Origin of the sequence: Arsukibacterium indicum (genome assembly GCF_019100565.1) — a bacterium.
Lineage (GTDB): Bacteria > Pseudomonadota > Gammaproteobacteria > Enterobacterales > Alteromonadaceae > Alishewanella > Alishewanella indicum.
Genome location: NZ_JAHRID010000003.1, coordinates 90,827 through 108,004, shown reverse-complemented (window position 1 = coordinate 108,004; position 17,178 = coordinate 90,827). Strand labels below are relative to the sequence as shown.

General features: G+C 50.7%; 16 protein-coding genes. 11 read left to right on the top strand and 5 right to left on the bottom strand.

All coding sequences use genetic code 11. The features are described 5' to 3' along the window. The first annotated feature begins 60 nt into the window (after positions 1-60). Complete coding sequence (locus KQY15_RS07720) at positions 61-996, top strand: ExeA family protein (RefSeq protein WP_217668616.1); 936 nt, start codon at positions 61-63, stop codon at positions 994-996. A gap of 1 nt (position 997) precedes the next feature. After that, complete coding sequence (locus KQY15_RS07715) at positions 998-1,750, top strand: general secretion pathway protein GspB (RefSeq protein ID WP_217668615.1); 753 nt, start codon at positions 998-1,000, stop codon at positions 1,748-1,750. Positions 1,751-1,782: 32 nt separating this feature from the next. Here the strand turns inward: KQY15_RS07715 and KQY15_RS07710 are convergent, their stop codons facing one another. Then, the gene (locus tag KQY15_RS07710) at positions 1,783-2,922 is read right to left on the bottom strand and encodes a cyclic di-GMP phosphodiesterase (RefSeq protein ID WP_217668614.1); all 1,140 of its coding nucleotides are present in this window, start codon (positions 2,920-2,922) and stop codon (positions 1,783-1,785) included. Between the two features lie 269 nt (positions 2,923-3,191). On the opposite strand from KQY15_RS07710, the gene KQY15_RS07705 reads away from it, so the two are divergent. Further along, positions 3,192-3,692: an Lrp/AsnC ligand binding domain-containing protein gene (locus KQY15_RS07705; RefSeq protein ID WP_217668613.1), complete on the top strand. Its 501-nt coding sequence runs from the start codon at positions 3,192-3,194 to the stop codon at positions 3,690-3,692. A gap of 5 nt (positions 3,693-3,697) precedes the next feature. Here KQY15_RS07705 and KQY15_RS07700 read toward each other — a convergent pair whose 3' ends face one another. Beyond that, the gene (locus tag KQY15_RS07700; RefSeq protein WP_217668612.1) at positions 3,698-4,309 is read right to left on the bottom strand and encodes a TIGR04211 family SH3 domain-containing protein; all 612 of its coding nucleotides are present in this window, start codon (positions 4,307-4,309) and stop codon (positions 3,698-3,700) included. A gap of 142 nt (positions 4,310-4,451) precedes the next feature. Here KQY15_RS07700 and KQY15_RS07695 point away from each other — a divergent pair, with 142 nt between their 5' ends. Beyond that, the gene (locus KQY15_RS07695) at positions 4,452-5,399 is read left to right on the top strand and encodes a CYTH domain-containing protein (RefSeq protein ID WP_217668611.1); all 948 of its coding nucleotides are present in this window, start codon (positions 4,452-4,454) and stop codon (positions 5,397-5,399) included. Continuing rightward, complete coding sequence (gene glnE / locus KQY15_RS07690) at positions 5,396-8,206, top strand: bifunctional [glutamate--ammonia ligase]-adenylyl-L-tyrosine phosphorylase/[glutamate--ammonia-ligase] adenylyltransferase (RefSeq protein WP_217668610.1); 2,811 nt, start codon at positions 5,396-5,398, stop codon at positions 8,204-8,206. Before KQY15_RS07695 ends, glnE begins: the two co-directional genes overlap by 4 nt. On the opposite strand, the gene KQY15_RS07685 is transcribed toward glnE, so the two are convergent. The 3 genes from KQY15_RS07685 to tolC form a co-directional block, all read right to left on the bottom strand. After that, positions 8,203-8,781 carry a TcpQ domain-containing protein gene (locus KQY15_RS07685; protein WP_254795542.1) on the bottom strand — a complete coding sequence of 193 codons (579 nt, stop codon included), beginning with the start codon at positions 8,779-8,781 and terminating at the stop codon, positions 8,203-8,205. The two genes, glnE and KQY15_RS07685, sit on opposite strands and share 4 nt — an antisense overlap. Beyond that, the gene (gene lpxL / locus KQY15_RS07680; protein WP_217668609.1) at positions 8,781-9,737 is read right to left on the bottom strand and encodes an LpxL/LpxP family Kdo(2)-lipid IV(A) lauroyl/palmitoleoyl acyltransferase; all 957 of its coding nucleotides are present in this window, start codon (positions 9,735-9,737) and stop codon (positions 8,781-8,783) included. Before lpxL ends, KQY15_RS07685 begins: the two co-directional genes overlap by 1 nt. A gap of 108 nt (positions 9,738-9,845) precedes the next feature. Next, entirely contained in the window at positions 9,846-11,204 is a 1,359-nt protein-coding gene (gene tolC, locus KQY15_RS07675; RefSeq protein WP_217668608.1) for an outer membrane channel protein TolC, read from the bottom strand. A gap of 116 nt (positions 11,205-11,320) precedes the next feature. Here tolC and nudF point away from each other — a divergent pair, with 116 nt between their 5' ends. The 6 genes from nudF to KQY15_RS07645 are packed head-to-tail and all read left to right on the top strand — an operon-like array spanning position 11,321 to position 17,158. Continuing rightward, a complete protein-coding gene (gene nudF / locus KQY15_RS07670) occupies positions 11,321-11,968 on the top strand; it encodes an ADP-ribose diphosphatase (RefSeq protein WP_217668607.1) in 648 nt (215 codons plus the stop codon). Next, positions 11,955-12,407 carry a DUF1249 domain-containing protein gene (locus tag KQY15_RS07665; protein ID WP_217668606.1) on the top strand — a complete coding sequence of 151 codons (453 nt, stop codon included), beginning with the start codon at positions 11,955-11,957 and terminating at the stop codon, positions 12,405-12,407. Before nudF ends, KQY15_RS07665 begins: the two co-directional genes overlap by 14 nt. Continuing rightward, on the top strand, positions 12,407-13,177 hold the full coding sequence (locus KQY15_RS07660; RefSeq protein ID WP_217668605.1) for a metallophosphoesterase: 771 nt from the start codon (positions 12,407-12,409) through the stop codon (positions 13,175-13,177). The genes KQY15_RS07665 and KQY15_RS07660 overlap by 1 nt, the downstream gene beginning before the upstream one ends. A 24-nt stretch (positions 13,178-13,201) precedes the next feature. After that, entirely contained in the window at positions 13,202-13,792 is a 591-nt protein-coding gene (locus KQY15_RS07655) for a YqiA/YcfP family alpha/beta fold hydrolase (RefSeq protein ID WP_217668604.1), read from the top strand. A gap of 19 nt (positions 13,793-13,811) precedes the next feature. Continuing rightward, positions 13,812-15,704, top strand: coding sequence for a DNA topoisomerase IV subunit B (gene parE / locus KQY15_RS07650; RefSeq protein ID WP_217668603.1), 1,893 nt, complete (start codon positions 13,812-13,814; stop codon positions 15,702-15,704). A 50-nt stretch (positions 15,705-15,754) separates the two neighbouring features. Then, positions 15,755-17,158 carry a tetratricopeptide repeat protein gene (locus KQY15_RS07645; RefSeq protein WP_217668602.1) on the top strand — a complete coding sequence of 468 codons (1,404 nt, stop codon included), beginning with the start codon at positions 15,755-15,757 and terminating at the stop codon, positions 17,156-17,158. The last annotated feature ends 20 nt before the right edge of the window (positions 17,159-17,178 follow it).

Below are 17,178 nucleotides of genomic sequence, written 5' to 3'. Positions count from 1 at the left end.
TTTTTTGCCATTATAGCGCCGTCAGTCTAATTTGCAGCGCTATTAACGCAGGATGCTTTGATGTATACCGGTTTTTTCGGTTTAACCAGCCCCCCTTTTTCGATTGCCCCGAATCCGGATTTTATGTATCTGGGCGCCAGGCATACTGAGGCGCTGGCCCATTTACGCTATGGTCTGGGCGATGCTGGTGGCTTTGTATTGCTGACCGGCGAAGTAGGTACCGGCAAAACCACAGTGTCACGTTCGCTGCTGCAGGAACTGGATACGGATACCGATGTTGCCTTTATCCTCAATCCAACCTTGTCTGAGCTGGAGTTGCTGGCGGCCATTTGTGACGAACTGAAAATCCGCTATAAAAAGGCCGATGCCAGTTTGAAACTGTTGGGCGATAAAATTACCCAGCGTTTGCAAAAGAACCACCAGGCAGGCAGAAAAACCATTCTGATCATTGATGAAGCCCAGCACCTGCAGCCGGCTGTGCTGGAGCAACTGCGGCTGCTGACCAATCTGGAAACCAATACCAGGAAATTACTGCAGGTTATTTTAATCGGTCAGCCGGAACTGCAGCAATTATTGCAGCGTAATGACTTACGCCAGTTAGCACAGCGAATAACAGCCCGTTACCATTTGTTGCCGCTGGATTTAAACGAGGTGCAGCAGTATTTAAAATACCGGCTGCAAGTGGCAGGCTGCAGCCGGCCGGTATTCAGCCCCAAAGCGGTAACCGCACTTTATCAGCAAAGTGGTGGTATACCCCGGCTACTTAACTTACTGGCCGACCGGGCCATGCTTGCGGCATACAGCCAGCAAAAGCCATTGGTAGAGGTAGCGCAGGTGCAACGCGCCGCAGGCGAGGTGTTGCCCCTGAATTCGTCTGGTTCTGCTGGTGCGGTGCGTACAGCATTGCCTGGATGGTTCTGGCCGCTGCTGGCTGGCACTGGTATAGTTATCGGGTTTTTATTGGCGATGGTTGTACTGCCGATGTTGAGAGGATAATTTGTCAATTTTAATGGATGCACTGAAACAACAGGTTGAGCCGGCAACGGCTGTCGGCGGACGGCAGCAAGGTAATGGCTGGCGCAATCTGGCTTTGCTGCTGGGGTTTTGTCTGGCCGTACTGCTGGGGGTTGCACTGGCCAGTTGGTGGCAACAGACAAACCAAAAAACCAATGATGCCAGTATTGAGGTTGCTGTTAGTAACGATCAGCAGGCAGAGCCCGAACTTGCCAGCAGCACCAGCATTGCCGCAGCATTACAGAGCGCTGAATCAGTTGCGGCGACTCCGGCACTGCCCGAGCAGGAGCAATTTAAAGCTGAACCCAAAATAGTCAGTGTTACTGCACCGGCTGCTGAATCGCAAGCCAGCCAGACAAGTGAACAGAAAGAGCAGGCCGCGCTGCCAGAGGTTGAAGTATCAGATGAGTTACGTCAGCGCTTTGCCTCGGCTATGGCAGCCAGTGACGTCGATAATCGCCAGTCAAGGTCGGTGGTCAGGGGAAACAGTGCACCGGCCAAGGATATCAGCGAGTTGCCATTATTAATGCAGCAGCAAATACCATCACTGAGGTTTGAGGCCCACGTTTATGCAACCCAAAGTTCGCAGCGCTGGGTTAAAGTTAATGGTAAAAGCTTACAGGAAGGACAATGGATTACTGCTGATATCCGATTATCAGAAATTACCCCGCATTTCGTATTACTGCAAATGGGTGATGAGTTATTCAGTATGCCTGCCCTCACAGACTACAATTAGCAGGTAGCGCTTTAAAGTTAGCAGGTAGCGCTTTAAAGATAGTTACGTACGTCCAGGCCGTATTTTTTTAAATCAACACAACCTTCAATATGCTCTTCCTGCTGGCGGGATAAGTCCATAACCTTTGGCACAATATGATGCTGATGCACGCTGTGATAAAACAACTTCACTTTCGGCTGAGTAGGCTTTTTCGGGTTATTTTCCAGTACCAGTGCCAACTTGCCGGTGCTCAGTTTAACCACGGTACCGGGTGGATAAACACCGATGCATTTAATAAATAACTGCAGTAATTCGGTATCCAGCTGCAATGGCGTCTGGCTCAGCAAATAGCGTGATGCAGCTAACGGGCTCTGATTACTGCTAGCCGGGTTAGTCAGTTTTTCGTACTGATTAACAATAGCCAGCATCTGGCTGCCTTTCGCTATTTGATTACCCTTAATTGGCGGTGAGCCGCTGCCATCAAGCAACGCACAATGCTGACTGATCCAAAGAGATACCTGTCCGGCTAAATCTTTATTACGTTGCAGGGCGGCCAGACTGGTACCAATGGCGGCGTGATCAGGCTGGCTGAGTAATTCAGGTTTCAATGCTTTACCAACATCATGTAATAACGCTGCGGTAATAAGAGTTTTGCTGCGATCGCTGGGTAAGTTAATAAATTTAGCGAAAGCGGCAATATAAACTGCACAGTTAACACTGTGCTGCAACAGGCTGTCGCTTTGCTCTGCAATCCTGGTTAAACATAACAGTACATCCTGATTGCGGCTGACTGAGTCGGACAATCCGGAGCTGACTTCGTGTACCAGCATCAGGTCAATGGGTTGCTGACTGCGGGTAGCGTCTAACACCAGTTGCTGCACCCGCTGACTTTGCAGCAGGGCTTTTTCGGCACGGGGCCATTCGTCAGCAAAAAGGTGCCGGGCCGGCGCGGGTTCAGGCTCGGCAGCCGGCGGTGCGGCTTTTTCTGGTTCTGGTGTCGGTACTTCTGTTGCTAAAAATCGGGCAGGGTCGACCAGAACGGCCAATACGCCTTTGGCCTGCAATTGTGCAATAGCCTGCTGGCTGCGAACCCAGCCGGCATGCTTAACGATAATATCACCGCGTTGTTCAACTACTTCAACAACATAACTGCCAGGTTGCAGCTCAGTGACAGAAACTTTTTGATATGCCATCCAATTGCCAGCTTAAACCTATGCCAAAAAAGAAGCCTGATTATACGCTAAATCACTTAACCTGACGTTAACGTGTCGATTAAAAGCAGTGTTTCTGCGCTTAAGTGGAGCAGCTCAGCGTTTTATAATTTATTAAAACTAAGCATAGCAAAAGTTAGCAATTTTGTTGTTTTTGTTTGTTATCGTCTACCAGCCGGCCCGACTGGTTATTTTTAATAATTATCAGTATATAATCGGCTGATTAGTGCCTTAGTATGACAGCCGCAATCATGACGTTACCATTAAAACCGAAAAGCCTGGATCGGATTGACCTGAATATTCTTGATACCCTGCAAAAAGAGGGGCGGATAGCCAACGTTGATTTGGCAAAGAAAGTAAACCTGAGCGCCAGCCCTTGTATTGACCGGGTAAAGCGGTTGGAAAAAAATGGTTATATTGAAGGTTATGGCGCGCGCTTAAATGCCGGAATGCTGGGTTTCGGAACGACGGTTTTTATAGAAATTACCCTGGATAACACTACCAGCGCGGTATTTGACCGCTTTAAAGATGAGGTATTAAAAGTGCCGCATGTGGTTGAGTGCCATATGGTCGCAGGCGGCTTTGACTATCTGTTAAAATTGCGGCTGCCGAATATGGATGCCTACCGGATTATTCTGGAGCAAATTGTTGATTTGCCCGGCGTAGTAAAAAACCACACCTATGTGGTGATAGAGCAGGTTAAGCGTGACACCGGGCTGCCGTTGAAAGCCAACGACAGCCTGGCGCAGTAACGCCGTTACATCCAGCGTTCGCTTTCGCGACGCTTTGGCCATAAGGCAGGCAAGACTAAACCAAAAATAAGGCCGATTAATAAAATGGCTGAACCAATAACCATCGGGTTTTGCCAGATACTGGTTTGGGTTGCCTCCAGCTGCGCTTTCAGTTGCTCATAAGAGCGGTTTGCCTGAGCCAGCTGCTCCTGAGCATTTTCGCGTTCAACAATCGCGCTGTTAAGCTGACTGTTTAAGCTATTTCGTTCTTCTTCAAGTTGTTGCAGCTGACGCTGCTGATTGTCAAAGCGCTCAGTGAGGTTTTCCAGTTGGGTAACAAGGCCGGGAGAGTAGCTGATGTATTCCTTCGGTAACCAGCCGGTTTTATCGCCATCATATCTGATTTGAGCATACTCATTGTCTTCACTGATATAGGTAATGGGCTGACCTGCGTTGATCGTGCCGACGATCCGGTACTGATTACCGGGGCCCGAATGCAGATAAACAAACAGCGCGTCACTGATAAAAGCCGGCTTTTCTTCGCTGGCCTGCTGCGCCATAAGCGGCAGGCTAAAAGTTAAAACAACCAGAGGCAGGAAAAATATCCGGGAAACAGAGCTGCGAAATAATCTAAACATAGGTATCCTAATTCAATCTAATCAACGGTTACGCTGGTGCAGGGGTTAACACAATACCCCGGATGATAGGGAGTTGTCAGCAACTTGACAAGTGTAAAAGTTGGCCAGGCTGAGCGCAGCCTGCTACAGAGGATAGTCTGATATGAGTATGGAACTGGAATTAAAGTTTTTAGTAGCCACGGCGGATAGCACTAAACTACCCGCGCTGTTAGCGACCTGTGGCAACCTCACTGACAAAGGCCCTGCCACCTTACTTAATGCCTATTACGATACACCGGATAACTGGTTTCGCCGCCACAATATGGGACTGCGCAGCCGTTTGAAAAATGGTTGTTTTGAACAAACCATTAAACTGGCGGGGCAGCAGCATGGTGCCTTACAGGCCCGGCCGGAATATAATCTGCCCGCTGCTGATATTGTACCTGAGTTGGCGGCATTTCCTGCTGAAATCTGGCCGGAGGGTACGAATATAACCACGTTGCAACAGCAGCTAACCGAGATTTTCCGCACCGATTTTATTCGCCACAACTGGCAGCTGGTCACAGGCGACAGCTTACTGGACGTGGTATACGATTGTGGCGAGGTAATAGCTGCTGACAAAACTGAGCGTATTACTGAACTTGAGCTGGAACTGTTAAGTGGCAAAATTAATCCGTTGTTTAGCGTGGCAAAACATTTAATTAGCAAGCTGCCCCTGCGCACCGGCTGGCTGAGTAAAGCCGCCAGAGGCTATCTGCTGGCAGGTAAACAGCAGCTTAGCAAGCCGCTGAGCGGCCAACAGGGGCTGATTGCTAATCTGACCGCACTGCAAGGCACTGAAGCACTGTACTACCGACAACGGGCCGATCTGACGGATCAGGCCCTGCATCTACCATTGCTGGAACAGGCCGGCCATTATCTGCAGAGCCTGAGCGACGAGCTTACCGCCTTGCAATATCATGATTACAGTGAGCAAGCGGCAGCGCTGGCCGGCCAGGTTCTGCAAGGAATCGAGGTGTTTGAGTTGCCGCTTTACAACAGTTTTCTGCTCTCGCTAAGCCAGCTGCTGTTACAGCAAAGCAACCTGGCCACGGGCGATCAGACGCTATGAGTCACTCGGACAGCTACTGGCAGGAAGCTTACCATCAGCTCAGAGGAGCAGAGCTGGCTGATGCACAGCAACAACAGCTTATCAGCTTGTTAAAAGCCAGTTTGTTTTTGGGGCGGACCTTGATTCAGCAACCGGAGCTGACAGAACTGCTACTGGATAAAGAGGCGTTGGCACACCAGCTTAACCAGCCCTGGCAGAACCCACTTAGTAGTGTTGATCCAGCAGACGAAACAGCGGTATTCCGTCAGTTACGGCGCTACAGAAACCGGGCACTGACCATGCTTCTAGCCGCCGATATTTATCAGTTGCAAGACATAGAACAAAGTCTGGCCAGAGTCTCAAGCCTGGCCGATTGTCTGATTAACAGCGCCTATCACTGGGCGTATCAGGCGCAACAGCAGCAAAATGGTACACCTTTTGATGATTGCGATTTACCGATGCCGATGCTTATCCTTGGCATGGGTAAGCTTGGCGGTAAAGAGCTTAATTTTTCTTCTGATATTGACCTTATTTTTACCTATCCGGGGCATGGTGAAACCCGGGACGGTCGGCGGACACTGGAGCATCAGCAGTTTTTTACTAAAGTAGGCCAAAAGCTGATTGCGGCGTTACATCAAGCCACGGCAGATGGTTTTGTCTACCGGGTAGATATGCGGTTAAGACCATTTGGCGACAGCGGCCCGCTGGTGCTGAGCTTTGCAGCACTGGAAGATTATTATCAGGAGCAGGGCCGCGACTGGGAGCGGTATGCCCTGCTTAAAGCCCGCGTGCTGAATCCTGAACCACAGCATACAGCAGAACTGCAAAAATTATTAAAACCGTTTATTTACCGGCGATATATCGACTTCTCTGCTATTGAGTCGCTGCGGCGGATGAAACAACTGATAGAGCAGGAAAACCGGCGGCGCAATCGGGTAGACAACATCAAACTGGGTGCAGGTGGCATTCGGGAAGTCGAGTTTGTGGTGCAAACCCTGCAGCTGATCCGCGGTGGCAGAATTCCGCAACTGCAACAACAAAGCCTGTTGCTGGCGCTTGAAGGCCTGGTGCAACATGAGATGTTAACCGCCAGCCAGGCCAACGAGTTAAAAAGAGATTACTTATTTCTGCGCCAGGTAGAGCAGGCGCTGCAGGGCATTGATGACAAACAGACACAAACCCTGCCTGCTGACGATAACGGCAGGTTGCAACTGCTCGCCTGTCTGAATATTGCTGACTGGCCTACCTTACAGCAGCAGGTAGCCGATGCGATGGCCAGGGTGCATCAGCAATTCAAGCTGGTCATTGATCATGAAGACAGTCCGGAGCAGCAGGAGTTAGGTATCGGCCGCTTATTGTGGGGTAGTCAGTTACCCCCGGCAGAGCTGGCTGAGCAGCTGGACTGGTTGGACACCGAACCTGCTGTAAAGTTGATTGAGGATTTGCAGGCGTTTCGCCAGGATTGTCAGAAGCGCAGCGTTGGCCCGCGTGGCCATGATTTTTTAAGTAAGCTGATGCCGATATTGCTGCATTTGCTGCAAACCGAGCAGGCTGACAGTTTGGTACTCAGCCGGGTGCTTGGAGTATTCCGGCAAATTATGACCCGTACCGCCTATCTGGAATTACTGTTTGAAAACCCGGCGGCACTGCAGCAGCTGGTGTTGTTATGTACCCAGAGTGGCTGGCTGGCGGAACAACTGGCCAGATACCCGATGCTGCTTGATGAGCTGATCGACCCCGAGCAGCTATACCGGGTGGCGGATAAATCTGATTATCAGGATCGGTTGCGCCAGTATTTGCTGCGGGTGCCGGATGACGATCTGGAGCTGCTGATGGAAACGTTCCGGCAGTATAAACAGGCGCAGCAATTGCGGATTGCTGCTGCCGATATCAGTGGTGCATTGCCGTTAATGCAGGTTAGTGACCATTTAACCTGGCTGGCCGAAGTAGTAATGGAGCAGGTAGTGGCCATTGCATGGCAGCAAATGACCGCACGTTATGGCCTGCCAGAGGGAGCAAGCGAAACTGATCGCGGCTTTGCAGTAATAGCTTATGGTAAAATGGGCGGTCTGGAACTGGGTTACGGTTCTGATCTTGATTTAGTGTTTTTACATCGTTGCGATAGCCTGGCCAGTACCAATGGCGATAAAGCGATAGACTCCCGCCAGTTTTATCTGAAACTGGCTCAGCGGGTATTGCACCTGGCAACCACCCGCACCAACAGTGGTGTGTTGTACGATATTGACACAAGGCTGCGGCCTTCGGGTAACTCTGGCCTGCTGGCAATTCACATCGACACCTACTTTCAGTATTTGCGTGATGAAGCCTGGACCTGGGAGCATCAGGCGCTGGTCAGAGCCCGCCTGATTATCGGCGCAGAGCAAATGACCACCCGTTTTAATAGAATCCGGGCCGATATTATAGAGCTTAAGCGCGATGCTGCGCAGTTACGCCTTGACGTGGTTACCATGCGGCAGAAGCTTCGCAGTCATCATGGCAGCGCTGACGATGATGTAAAGCATAGTGCCGGTGGTATTGTCGATCTGGAGTTTATCAGCCAGTATCTGGTGCTGGCTCATGGCAAAGCTTACCCGGCGCTGTACCGGTTCAGTGATAATATCCGGATCCTTGATGCTGCTGCTGACGCTGGTCTGCTTGCCCCAGAGCAGGTTGCTGAACTACAGCAAGCTTATCAGCTATTACGGGGTTGGGGGCACCGGCTCACTCTGGCGCCGGCCCGGGTGCCAACCGAAAGCCGGCTGGCAGCAGCACGCGCTGCGGTGGAACAGGTATGGCAGCAATTATTTTCGGATAGTCAGCCAGGCTAGCCGCTGATGATCGGCTGGCAATGCTGCTGCAGATAAGGCGTAAGCCGGTCTGTAATAACCGCAGCGCGCTCATTCGGGCAAAAGTATGTTAACACCGGTTCGGCAAAGTCTGGCGCAATGGCTTTCCCAATGCTCTGTACCGTGCCCAGCAAGGTTGTATCGGTTTGAAAATACTGTTTAACCACGTAATCGCGCGGCAAGGTCCAGTATAATTCTACACCCTCACTGCGGGCATACTGGCTGAGAGTGTTTTTTAAACTATCACCGGCCCGAAACCGGCGGTCGGTGACCAGCCCCTGCCAGTTTGCTGCGGCGGGCATCACTTCACGACCACGCTGGGCCAGGTTGCGGCTTAACTGGCCACTGGTGTCGGGCAGTGTAATATGATAATCACTCTGCTCGTTGCTGCCGGCCTGGTTACCGCGGATTTTACTGTAAAACTCGCTGAAACCGCGGGCTGCCGTGTTAACCGTTTCCCCTTTAAAAATCATTTCAGATTTGCTCAGCAGCAAATAAGCGCCAATAGCCACAATAGAAAGCAGTATTATTTTCCGGATCCAAAAGCCCATCTGCATTAGCTCCCGCTGCGGTTCGTTTCTGCTGCCATTTTGTACAGCGAGGGTTCTTCTGGTGATGGCCGGGTTTTAAAACGGCGGTGTAACCACATGTATTGCTCCGGATGTTTCAGGACGGCCTGTTCAACCCATTGATTAACGCGGGTTACATCAGCTTTGTCGTCGCCGCTGGGAAAATCAGCCAATGCCGGCAATACCTCAACCTGATAACCCTGATAACCGGGTAAACGGTAAGTATAGACCGGGATTACCACGCAGTTAGCGGCATTGGCAAATAACAGGGTACCGGTGGTAGTAGCGGTTTTTGGCACCGCAAAAAACGGCACAAATTCGGCGCGGTTGCGGCCATAATCCTGATCGGGCAGATAAAAACATACTTCCTGCTGATTCAGTGCCTGTATCAACCCTTTCACATCACGTTTGCCCACCATGTATTTGTTGGCGCGGTTGCGGCCATGATACTGCAGGTAATCCATTAACGGGTTATTGTGTGGCCGGTAAAAACCCACGCTGGGGTGGGTTAAACCAAACACCCGGCAGGCGGCTTCCAGATGCAGAAAATGCGCTGCCAGTAACAACACACCTTTGCCATCTGCCAGCGCAGCTTCAATATGCTGATAGCCTTTAAAATGCGCCAGTTTACGTACCCGCCAGTTGGGCCACCACCAGCCAATAATGGTTTCAAACAGGGCTTTGCCGGATTCCGAAAAATTTGCTTTGAGCAGAGCCTGTTGTTGCTCAGCGGACATGTCGGGGAAACACAAGGCAATATTCCGGGCCGCCACTTTGCGTCTGGAACCCATTAGTTTATAAAGCAGCATACCAACAGCACTGCCCAGTGCCATTAATACCCGGTAAGGCAGCCAGCTTATCAGCCACATCAGGCCGACACCCAGCCATAACAACCAGTATTGGGGGAGTAAAAAACGCCAGCTAAAACGGGGAGCATTAACCACTATGGTTGTCTCATTTGAAAATAATGCGGCTATTGTAACGAAAAACGCTGGCCAGAAAAGGCCAAACTGGTAAGAGGTTCACCGCAGGCGCGGTGAACCTTTGGTAGATTACTCGGTTAACGCCTGATTTATCGCCAATAAGTCCTGTTCAGACAGGTTACCTGCTGCCTGTTTTAGTGACAATATCGCAATAACATAGTTGTAGCGGGCGCCGGATAAATTACGGCGTGCTTCAAACAGGTTACGGGTGCTTTGCAACACATCAACGATAGTCCGGGTACCCACTTCAAAGCCCGCTTCGGTTGCGTTTAACGCACTTTCAGCTGAAATTACCGCTTGCTCCAGCGCCCGGATAGTTGCGATATTGGCGTTGATATCGTTAAACGACACCCGGACCTGGCGCACCGCTGTGCGGTAGCTCTGCTCTAAATCCTGACTGGCAGCGACATAATTAGCCCGGGCGACGTCAGTTGCCGCTACAGTACCACCACCGCTGTATAACGGTACCCTTAAATTTAAACCGATACTGTTATTATCAAATCGTGGTGGATTACTGGTTTGTACCATGCCAGCAAATTTTCTATCTGCTTCGCCATCCTCTGTGCCATAGCTGGCTTCAAGGTTCAGGGTAGGGTAGTGGCCAGCTTTGGCATTCTCAATATCATTCTGCGCCACTTCCAGCGCCAGTTTATTGGCCTTGATATTCAGGTTTAGCTCTTCGGCAAGCGCTACCCAGGCATCGGCGGTAGCCGGAGAGGGTAATACGGTGTCAAACTTGCTCGTATCTAAGCTGGCCAGTTCACTATGGTATTGACCGGTAATTTCGCGCAGTGTTTCACGGGCAGTTTCCAGCATATTCTGGGCAGCGATTTCCCGCGCTACTGCACTGTCAAACTGGGCCTGGGCTTCATGCACATCGGTAATAGCCGTTAAACCGACAGCAAAGCGCTGCTTGGTTTGCTCCAGCTGGCGTTCAATGGCCCGTTTTTCTGCACCGGCAAAACCCAGGTCGTCTACCGCTTTTAACACATTGAAATAGGCCTGAGCTACCCGGACAATTAATCCCTGCATTTCGGCATCCAGAATGGCCTGGCTTTGCAATGCCAGCTTTTCAGCCGTGTTAAGATTTTTCCAGTTAGTCCAGTCGAATATTGATTGGCTTACGCCAACCTGGGCACTCCAACCCTTAGATTCTACTTCCAGGTTAACCAGTTCATCTCCGATAAACGTCTGGCTTTCCCGGGTGCTTCTGCTGTAACCCGCCGTTAAATTAACCTGAGGCAATAAGCGGGCTTTAGAAATATCAATCCGCTCTCTGGCGGCATTGCGAACCGCTTCTGCCCGCAGTAATTGTGGATCTTTCTGGGTGGCCAGCTGATACACAGTGGCTAAATTTTCTGCTAAAGCGCTTACGCTGAATACGGTCAGCGATGACAGAATTAAAGTACTTAAAATCGTTTTTTTCATAATCACCAAGTCCTGGCTTAACGGAAACTGCCCAAATGATAACCTGTTACGGTAAACTAAGTCAGGATTAAACCGTAAAGTTACCGTCAAGAGTGTAACAAAATGTGAGAGCAGACATGTCTGAAATCAATAAATCCGATTATCCATCATTTGTGGCACAAGATGTAGAGATAATCGATAAAAGCACGGCTTTTCAGGGTTTTTTCCGGGTTGAGCGCTGTAAGCTGCGTCACAAACTGTATGCCGGCGGCTGGAGCAGCCCGCTGGTGCGGGAAATTTTTGAGCGGGGGCACGCGGTTGGCGTGTTACCGTATAATCCGCAAACTGATGAGCTGGTATTGATTGAACAGTTCCGGGCCGGGGCAATGATCGAAAACCGTAGCCCCTGGTTGCTGGAAATTATTGCCGGTATGATAGATAAACAGCAAAGTGCAGAAGATACCGCCCGGCGCGAGGCGCTGGAAGAAGCCGGGCTTGAGCTTGCTGAGCTTTGGCCTATGCTTAGTTATTTTTCCAGCCCCGGAGGCAGTACTGAACGGGTACAGTTGTTTCTGGGTCGGTTAAATCGCGCTGTTGAGCCGGGTATTTATGGCCTGGCCGCAGAGCATGAAGATATAAAAGTGCAGCTATTACCACGTACTGAAGCCTTGCAATTGCTGGCAGAGGGTAAAATTGATAATGCAGCCACTGTTATTGCGTTGCAGTGGCTGAGTTTACACTTAAATGAGGTGCGAAGCGCCTGGAGTCAGAATGCTGTTGACTAAACCGCGGCAATATCAGCCGCAGTTGCCAGATTTTCTAAGTTTATGCGAGCGTAACTACGCCCGCCTGAACCGTTTATTGCCGGCCGGATACAAACCCGGCCTGCAATGGCATATTGCCATCACCCCCCAACAGCAATATCAGCTTACTGTGCTGGAATGTGGTCCTTTTACCACCCGGCTGCAAATTGAATTGATCAGCTCTGAGGCTTCGGCTGGCAGTCACTATCTGAGCCCCGGTTTTGACGTGCAGCTTTATCATGATGCCCGCCTGGCCGAAGTGGTGCGGGTAGCCCGCTATCGCCAGTTTGCAGCGCGATATCCGTATCCTAACCCGCAGATGATGCAGCCCGACGAAAAACGACAGATAAACCTGTTGCTGGCCGACTGGCTGAAACTCTGCATAAGTCAGGGCTACCATGCAGCAGTGGAATTAAAGTAATGGCCGTATTGCAGTTAACCGGCAAAACACAGTATCAAATTATTCAGTTAAGTGATTGTCACCTGTTGGCCAGTATCGATGGCGAGTATCAGGGGGTGAAACCGGGCCGTTACCTGCAGCGCGCTATCCAGACTATTGTCAATTGCGATAGTTCGCCCGATGCGATAATTCTCAGTGGCGATCTCAGTCAGGATCACAGTGCTGAGTCTTATCAGTTGCTGGCTCGCTTGCTGTTACCTCTGCGCTGTCCGGTGCTGGTTCTGCCGGGTAATCATGATGACTATGAACAGCTTAGCTGGTTGGCTGCTCAGCCGCCGCTGGTTAAAGCAACCAGTTTGCAGCTTGCCGACTGGCAATTATTGCTACTCGATACCAAAGGTGACACACCTGCCGGATATTTCGGCGTCGAACGGCGGCAGGAACTTGCGCAGCGTTTTGCTCAGAGTAGCGCCAGCTATTTCTGGCTATTCAGTCATCATCACCCATACCCGCTTGGTAGCGCCATTGACAAACATGGCTGGCAGGACGCTTCGCCGTTCTGGCAACTATTGGCAACGGAGCCCCGGGTAAAAGGCCTGGCTCATGGTCATTGCCATCATGCCTATGCCCGGCAGCATCAGGCCATTCAGTTGGTGGGATGCCCGGCCAGCTCAGTGCAGTTTTGTCAGCAGCACAGCTGGCAAACCCTGGACCAGGGGCCAATGTATTGTCACTGGCAGTTTGCGACTGATGGCCAGGTTAGCTGGCAGTTTATCAGGGTTAGTGAATAACGTGGTTAACAGGAGAGCACAGGCTTGACCCTATACTATTTACATGGCTTTGCCAGTTCGTCGCTGTCGGTGAAAGCAGTGCTGGCCCGTGATTATTTTTCCGGTAATTATCCGTCCTATTCTTTTGTTACTCCCGATTTAGCCTATACCCCGGCTGAAGCGATGGCGCAGTTAACTAGCGCAATGAACAGTGCACCGCCCAGTGCCATTATTGGCAGTTCGCTTGGCGGATTTCTGGCTACTGTTATGGCTGAGCGGTATCAGTGCCGGGCCTGCTTAATTAATCCGGCGGTGGCGCCGCATCAGGTGCTGGCAGATTACCTGGGGGAGTATCATCATCCGGTATTGAAGCGCAGCTACACGGTTTTGCCAGAGCATATGGTTCAGTTAGAGCAATTGATGCCACTGCGCATCCAACAACCCGCTAACTATTTAGTACTGTTGCAAAGCGGTGATGAAGTGTTAGATTACCGCAAAGCCGTTAGCTATTATCAGGGCGCCCGGCAACACGTAGTAACGGGTGGCGACCACAGCTTTATCGGTTTTGCCGATTATCTGCCGGCCATTGCTGAATTTTGCCAGTTAGTGCCGCCTGCCAGCGCAGGCTCCCAGTGATTAGACAGTGACAAAAACTATGACAGAACAACTGTACAACGCCGAATCGATTGAAGTTTTAACCGGGCTTGAGCCTGTGCAACGCCGTCCTGGGATGTATACCGATACAACCCGACCCAACCACCTGGCGCAGGAGGTTATTGATAACAGTGTCGATGAGGCATTGGCCGGCCACGCCGACTTAGTGCAGGTTATTTTGCACGACGATCAGTCGCTGGAGGTGATAGATAATGGTCGTGGTATGCCGGTTGATATTCACCCGGAGGAAGGGGTGTCAGGGGTTGAGCTGATCATGTGTCGCTTACATGCCGGCGGCAAATTTTCTAATAAAAATTATCAGTTCTCAGGTGGTTTGCACGGGGTTGGTATTTCCGTGGTCAATGCTTTATCAAGTCGGGTGGATGTAAGTATTCGCCGTGATGGCAATGTATACGACATTGCTTTTGAGCATGGCAATAAAGTGACCGAACTGGCGGTTACCGGTACTGTTGGTAAGCGTAATACCGGTACCCGGCTGCGGTTCTGGCCAACACCGTCTTACTTTGATTCACCGAAATTCTCAGTCAGTCGGCTGTTGCATGTGCTAAAAGCCAAGGCAGTGTTATGCCCTGGTTTAACCGTGAAATTCGATGACAAAGTGAATCAGCAGCAATACAGCTGGTGTTATCAGGCCGGGATCCGCGATTATCTAGCTGAAGCGGTGCAAAACTATGTGGCGCTGCCAGAACAACCTTTTGTGGGTAACTTCAGCGGCTCACAGGAGGCGGTTGAGTGGGCGTTGTTATGGTTGCCGGAAGGCGGTGAGTTAATCACTGAAAGTTATGTAAACTTAATTCCGACGGCCCAGGGTGGTACCCATGTTAATGGTTTACGTCAGGGGTTACTGGAAGCCTTACGTGAATTCTGCGAATTCCGGACCCTGCTGCCACGGGGCATAAAATTGTCGCCGGAAGATGTCTGGGACCGTTGTAGTTACGTGTTAAGTGTAAAAATGCAGGATCCGCAGTTTGCCGGCCAGACGAAAGAGCGCTTGTCGTCGCGTCAGTGTGCGGCTTTTGTCTCAGGTATTGTCAAAGATGCCTTCAGCTTGTGGTTAAACGAGCATACTGATATTGCGCTGGCCCTGGCTGATTTCTGTATTAACAATGCCCAAAAGCGGTTAAAAGCAGCCAAGAAAATTATCCGCAAGAAAGTGACGTCTGGGCCGGCCTTGCCAGGCAAGTTAACCGATTGTTCGGCCCAGGATTTAAATCAGACCGAGTTATTTCTGGTTGAGGGAGACTCGGCCGGCGGCAGTGCTAAGCAGGCCCGGGATCGCGAGTTTCAGGCGGTTATGCCACTGCGCGGTAAAATTCTCAATACCTGGGAAGTGGAGTCTGGCCAGATCCTGGCATCACAGGAAGTGCATGATATCTCGGTAGCGATTGGTATTGACCCGGACAGCCAGGATTTAACCGGGCTGCGCTATGGCAAAATTTGTATTCTGGCTGATGCCGACTCAGATGGTCTGCATATCGCCACCTTGCTGTGTGCGCTTTTTATGCGCCATTTCAGCACACTGGTAGCTGCGGGCCATGTTTACGTTGCCATGCCGCCGTTGTACCGGATTGATATTGGTAAAGATGTGTATTATGCCCTGGATGAAGATGAGAAAACCGGAGTGCTGGACCGGATAGAGGCGGAAAAAAAGCGTGGCAAAGTTAATGTGCAACGTTTTAAAGGTCTGGGCGAAATGAACCCGCTGCAACTGCGTGAGACAACCATGGACCCCAATACCCGGCGGCTGGTGCAGTTAACCATTGATGATGTGGGCCAGACCATGGAATTAATGGATATGTTGCTGGCAAAAAAACGGGCTACTGACCGGCGTGACTGGTTAGAGTTAAAGGGTGACCGGGCGCTGATAGCCTAGTACCCCAGCCATTCTTTTGGGGCAACAAAATCAGAGGATGTAAAACCGTTTTGATTAGAGTCTGTCGTTATCTGCTGTTGTGTTGTTGTCTGAGCCTGGTATTTACAGCGCAGGCAGAACCTGTTCCTGCCTGGCTGCTGGAACTTGAGCAATTAAAACACCGCGAGCCGGAACAAAGCCTGGCTAAACTGACCGCTCGCCAGGCAGAGTTTGCTGGCCAGCCAGACAGTGTTAAGGCCTACTGGCTGCGGCAACAGGCCGCGTTATACAGTGCGCTGGGCCGGCATCAGCAACAGCAACAGGCTGCCCGCCAGGCCCTTGAATTACTGCAGGACACTGAATCAGCATTGAAAGTGGAAGTGTGGTATGAGCTGGGCTACGCTCTGGAAATGCAGGTGCAGCTGAGTGAGGCATTACAGCATTACCAGCAGGGCACGGCGTTAGCCACGCTACTGGACAATGAAAAGCTGATTTTACGCGGCCAGATCAATCAGGCGGCTATTATGAGCGAGCAAAACGACGACCAGCAGGCATTAACGATGTTGAAAAGTGTGTATCAGCGCGCTGAACTGCTGCAGGATCCGGAAATTCTGGCTGAGGTCAATGCGCAGCTGGGTTTAATGTATTCATCGCTGGGTTTTGAAAAAGACGCGCTGGAGTTTTTGCAGCGGGCGCTGGTGCAGTATCGGCAATTAGGCTGGGTAAAAAATGAGATAGCAGTGTTGTTTAATCTGGCCCGGACCTACAGTTATCTGGAAAATTATCAGCAGGCGCTTGACCACTTTAATCAGATGTTGCAACCAAGTCTGGCAGCAAAAGACAGCGTAAATTTGTACCATGCTTATCTGGGGCTGGCGATTACCAGTGCCGAAATGGGCCGCACTGAGGTGGCGCTGAGCTACATTGAAAAAGCAGAGCAGTATCTGACTCATTTGCAATCTACTTATCATGTACAGTCGCATCATTATGAAAAAGCGCTGATTTACCGGGATTTAGAGCAGACATCACTGGCGATGCAGCAGCTGATGCTGGCAGAGCAGGCGGCAAGAGAGCCGGCTGAGCAAGTCGACCATGTGTTGCTTGCCATTCAATTGCTGCGCGCTGAACTATTGGCACAGCAAGATCAGTATCAGAAAGCCTATCTGGCATTGCACGATTTTATTGATGGCTTTCAGCAATTGCGTAATAAAGAAAATGAGCTGGCGCTGGAACATATGCGGCTGGAGTTTGACAGCGAACGGCAGCAGGTGCGCACCAGTTTACTGGAAGCAGAAAATGAACTTAGAGCCTTGCGTTTACAAGAGGTGGAGCGCAAGCGGCAGATCCAGTTGTTATGGCTGGCGATACTTGGCTGCACAACCTTAATTTTGCTGGGCGTTGTATTGTGGCAGTATTCCCGGCGTGCCGGTAAGGCCAGCAAAGTAAACAAAAATAGCGACGATTTACCGCTGTAAATCAGCAAAAAGTTAACTGC

Excerpts from the sequence above, each read along its gene's own strand:
- tolC (WP_217668608.1), bottom strand. The coding sequence starts at position 11,204 with ATGAAAAAAACGATTTTAAGTACTTTAATTCTGTCATCGCTGACCGTA.
- KQY15_RS07710 (WP_217668614.1), bottom strand. The coding sequence starts at position 2,922 with ATGGCATATCAAAAAGTTTCTGTCACTGAGCTGCAACCTGGCAGTTAT.
- KQY15_RS07665 (WP_217668606.1), top strand. The coding sequence starts at position 11,955 with ATGCTGTTGACTAAACCGCGGCAATATCAGCCGCAGTTGCCAGATTTT.
- parE (WP_217668603.1), top strand. The coding sequence starts at position 13,812 with ATGACAGAACAACTGTACAACGCCGAATCGATTGAAGTTTTAACCGGG.
- glnE (WP_217668610.1), top strand. The coding sequence starts at position 5,396 with ATGAGTCACTCGGACAGCTACTGGCAGGAAGCTTACCATCAGCTCAGA.
- KQY15_RS07700 (WP_217668612.1), bottom strand. The coding sequence starts at position 4,309 with ATGTTTAGATTATTTCGCAGCTCTGTTTCCCGGATATTTTTCCTGCCT.
- KQY15_RS07695 (WP_217668611.1), top strand. The coding sequence starts at position 4,452 with ATGAGTATGGAACTGGAATTAAAGTTTTTAGTAGCCACGGCGGATAGC.
- KQY15_RS07720 (WP_217668616.1), top strand. The coding sequence starts at position 61 with ATGTATACCGGTTTTTTCGGTTTAACCAGCCCCCCTTTTTCGATTGCC.
- nudF (WP_217668607.1), top strand. The coding sequence starts at position 11,321 with ATGTCTGAAATCAATAAATCCGATTATCCATCATTTGTGGCACAAGAT.
- KQY15_RS07685 (WP_254795542.1), bottom strand. The coding sequence starts at position 8,781 with ATGCAGATGGGCTTTTGGATCCGGAAAATAATACTGCTTTCTATTGTG.
- KQY15_RS07660 (WP_217668605.1), top strand. The coding sequence starts at position 12,407 with ATGGCCGTATTGCAGTTAACCGGCAAAACACAGTATCAAATTATTCAG.
- KQY15_RS07705 (WP_217668613.1), top strand. The coding sequence starts at position 3,192 with ATGACGTTACCATTAAAACCGAAAAGCCTGGATCGGATTGACCTGAAT.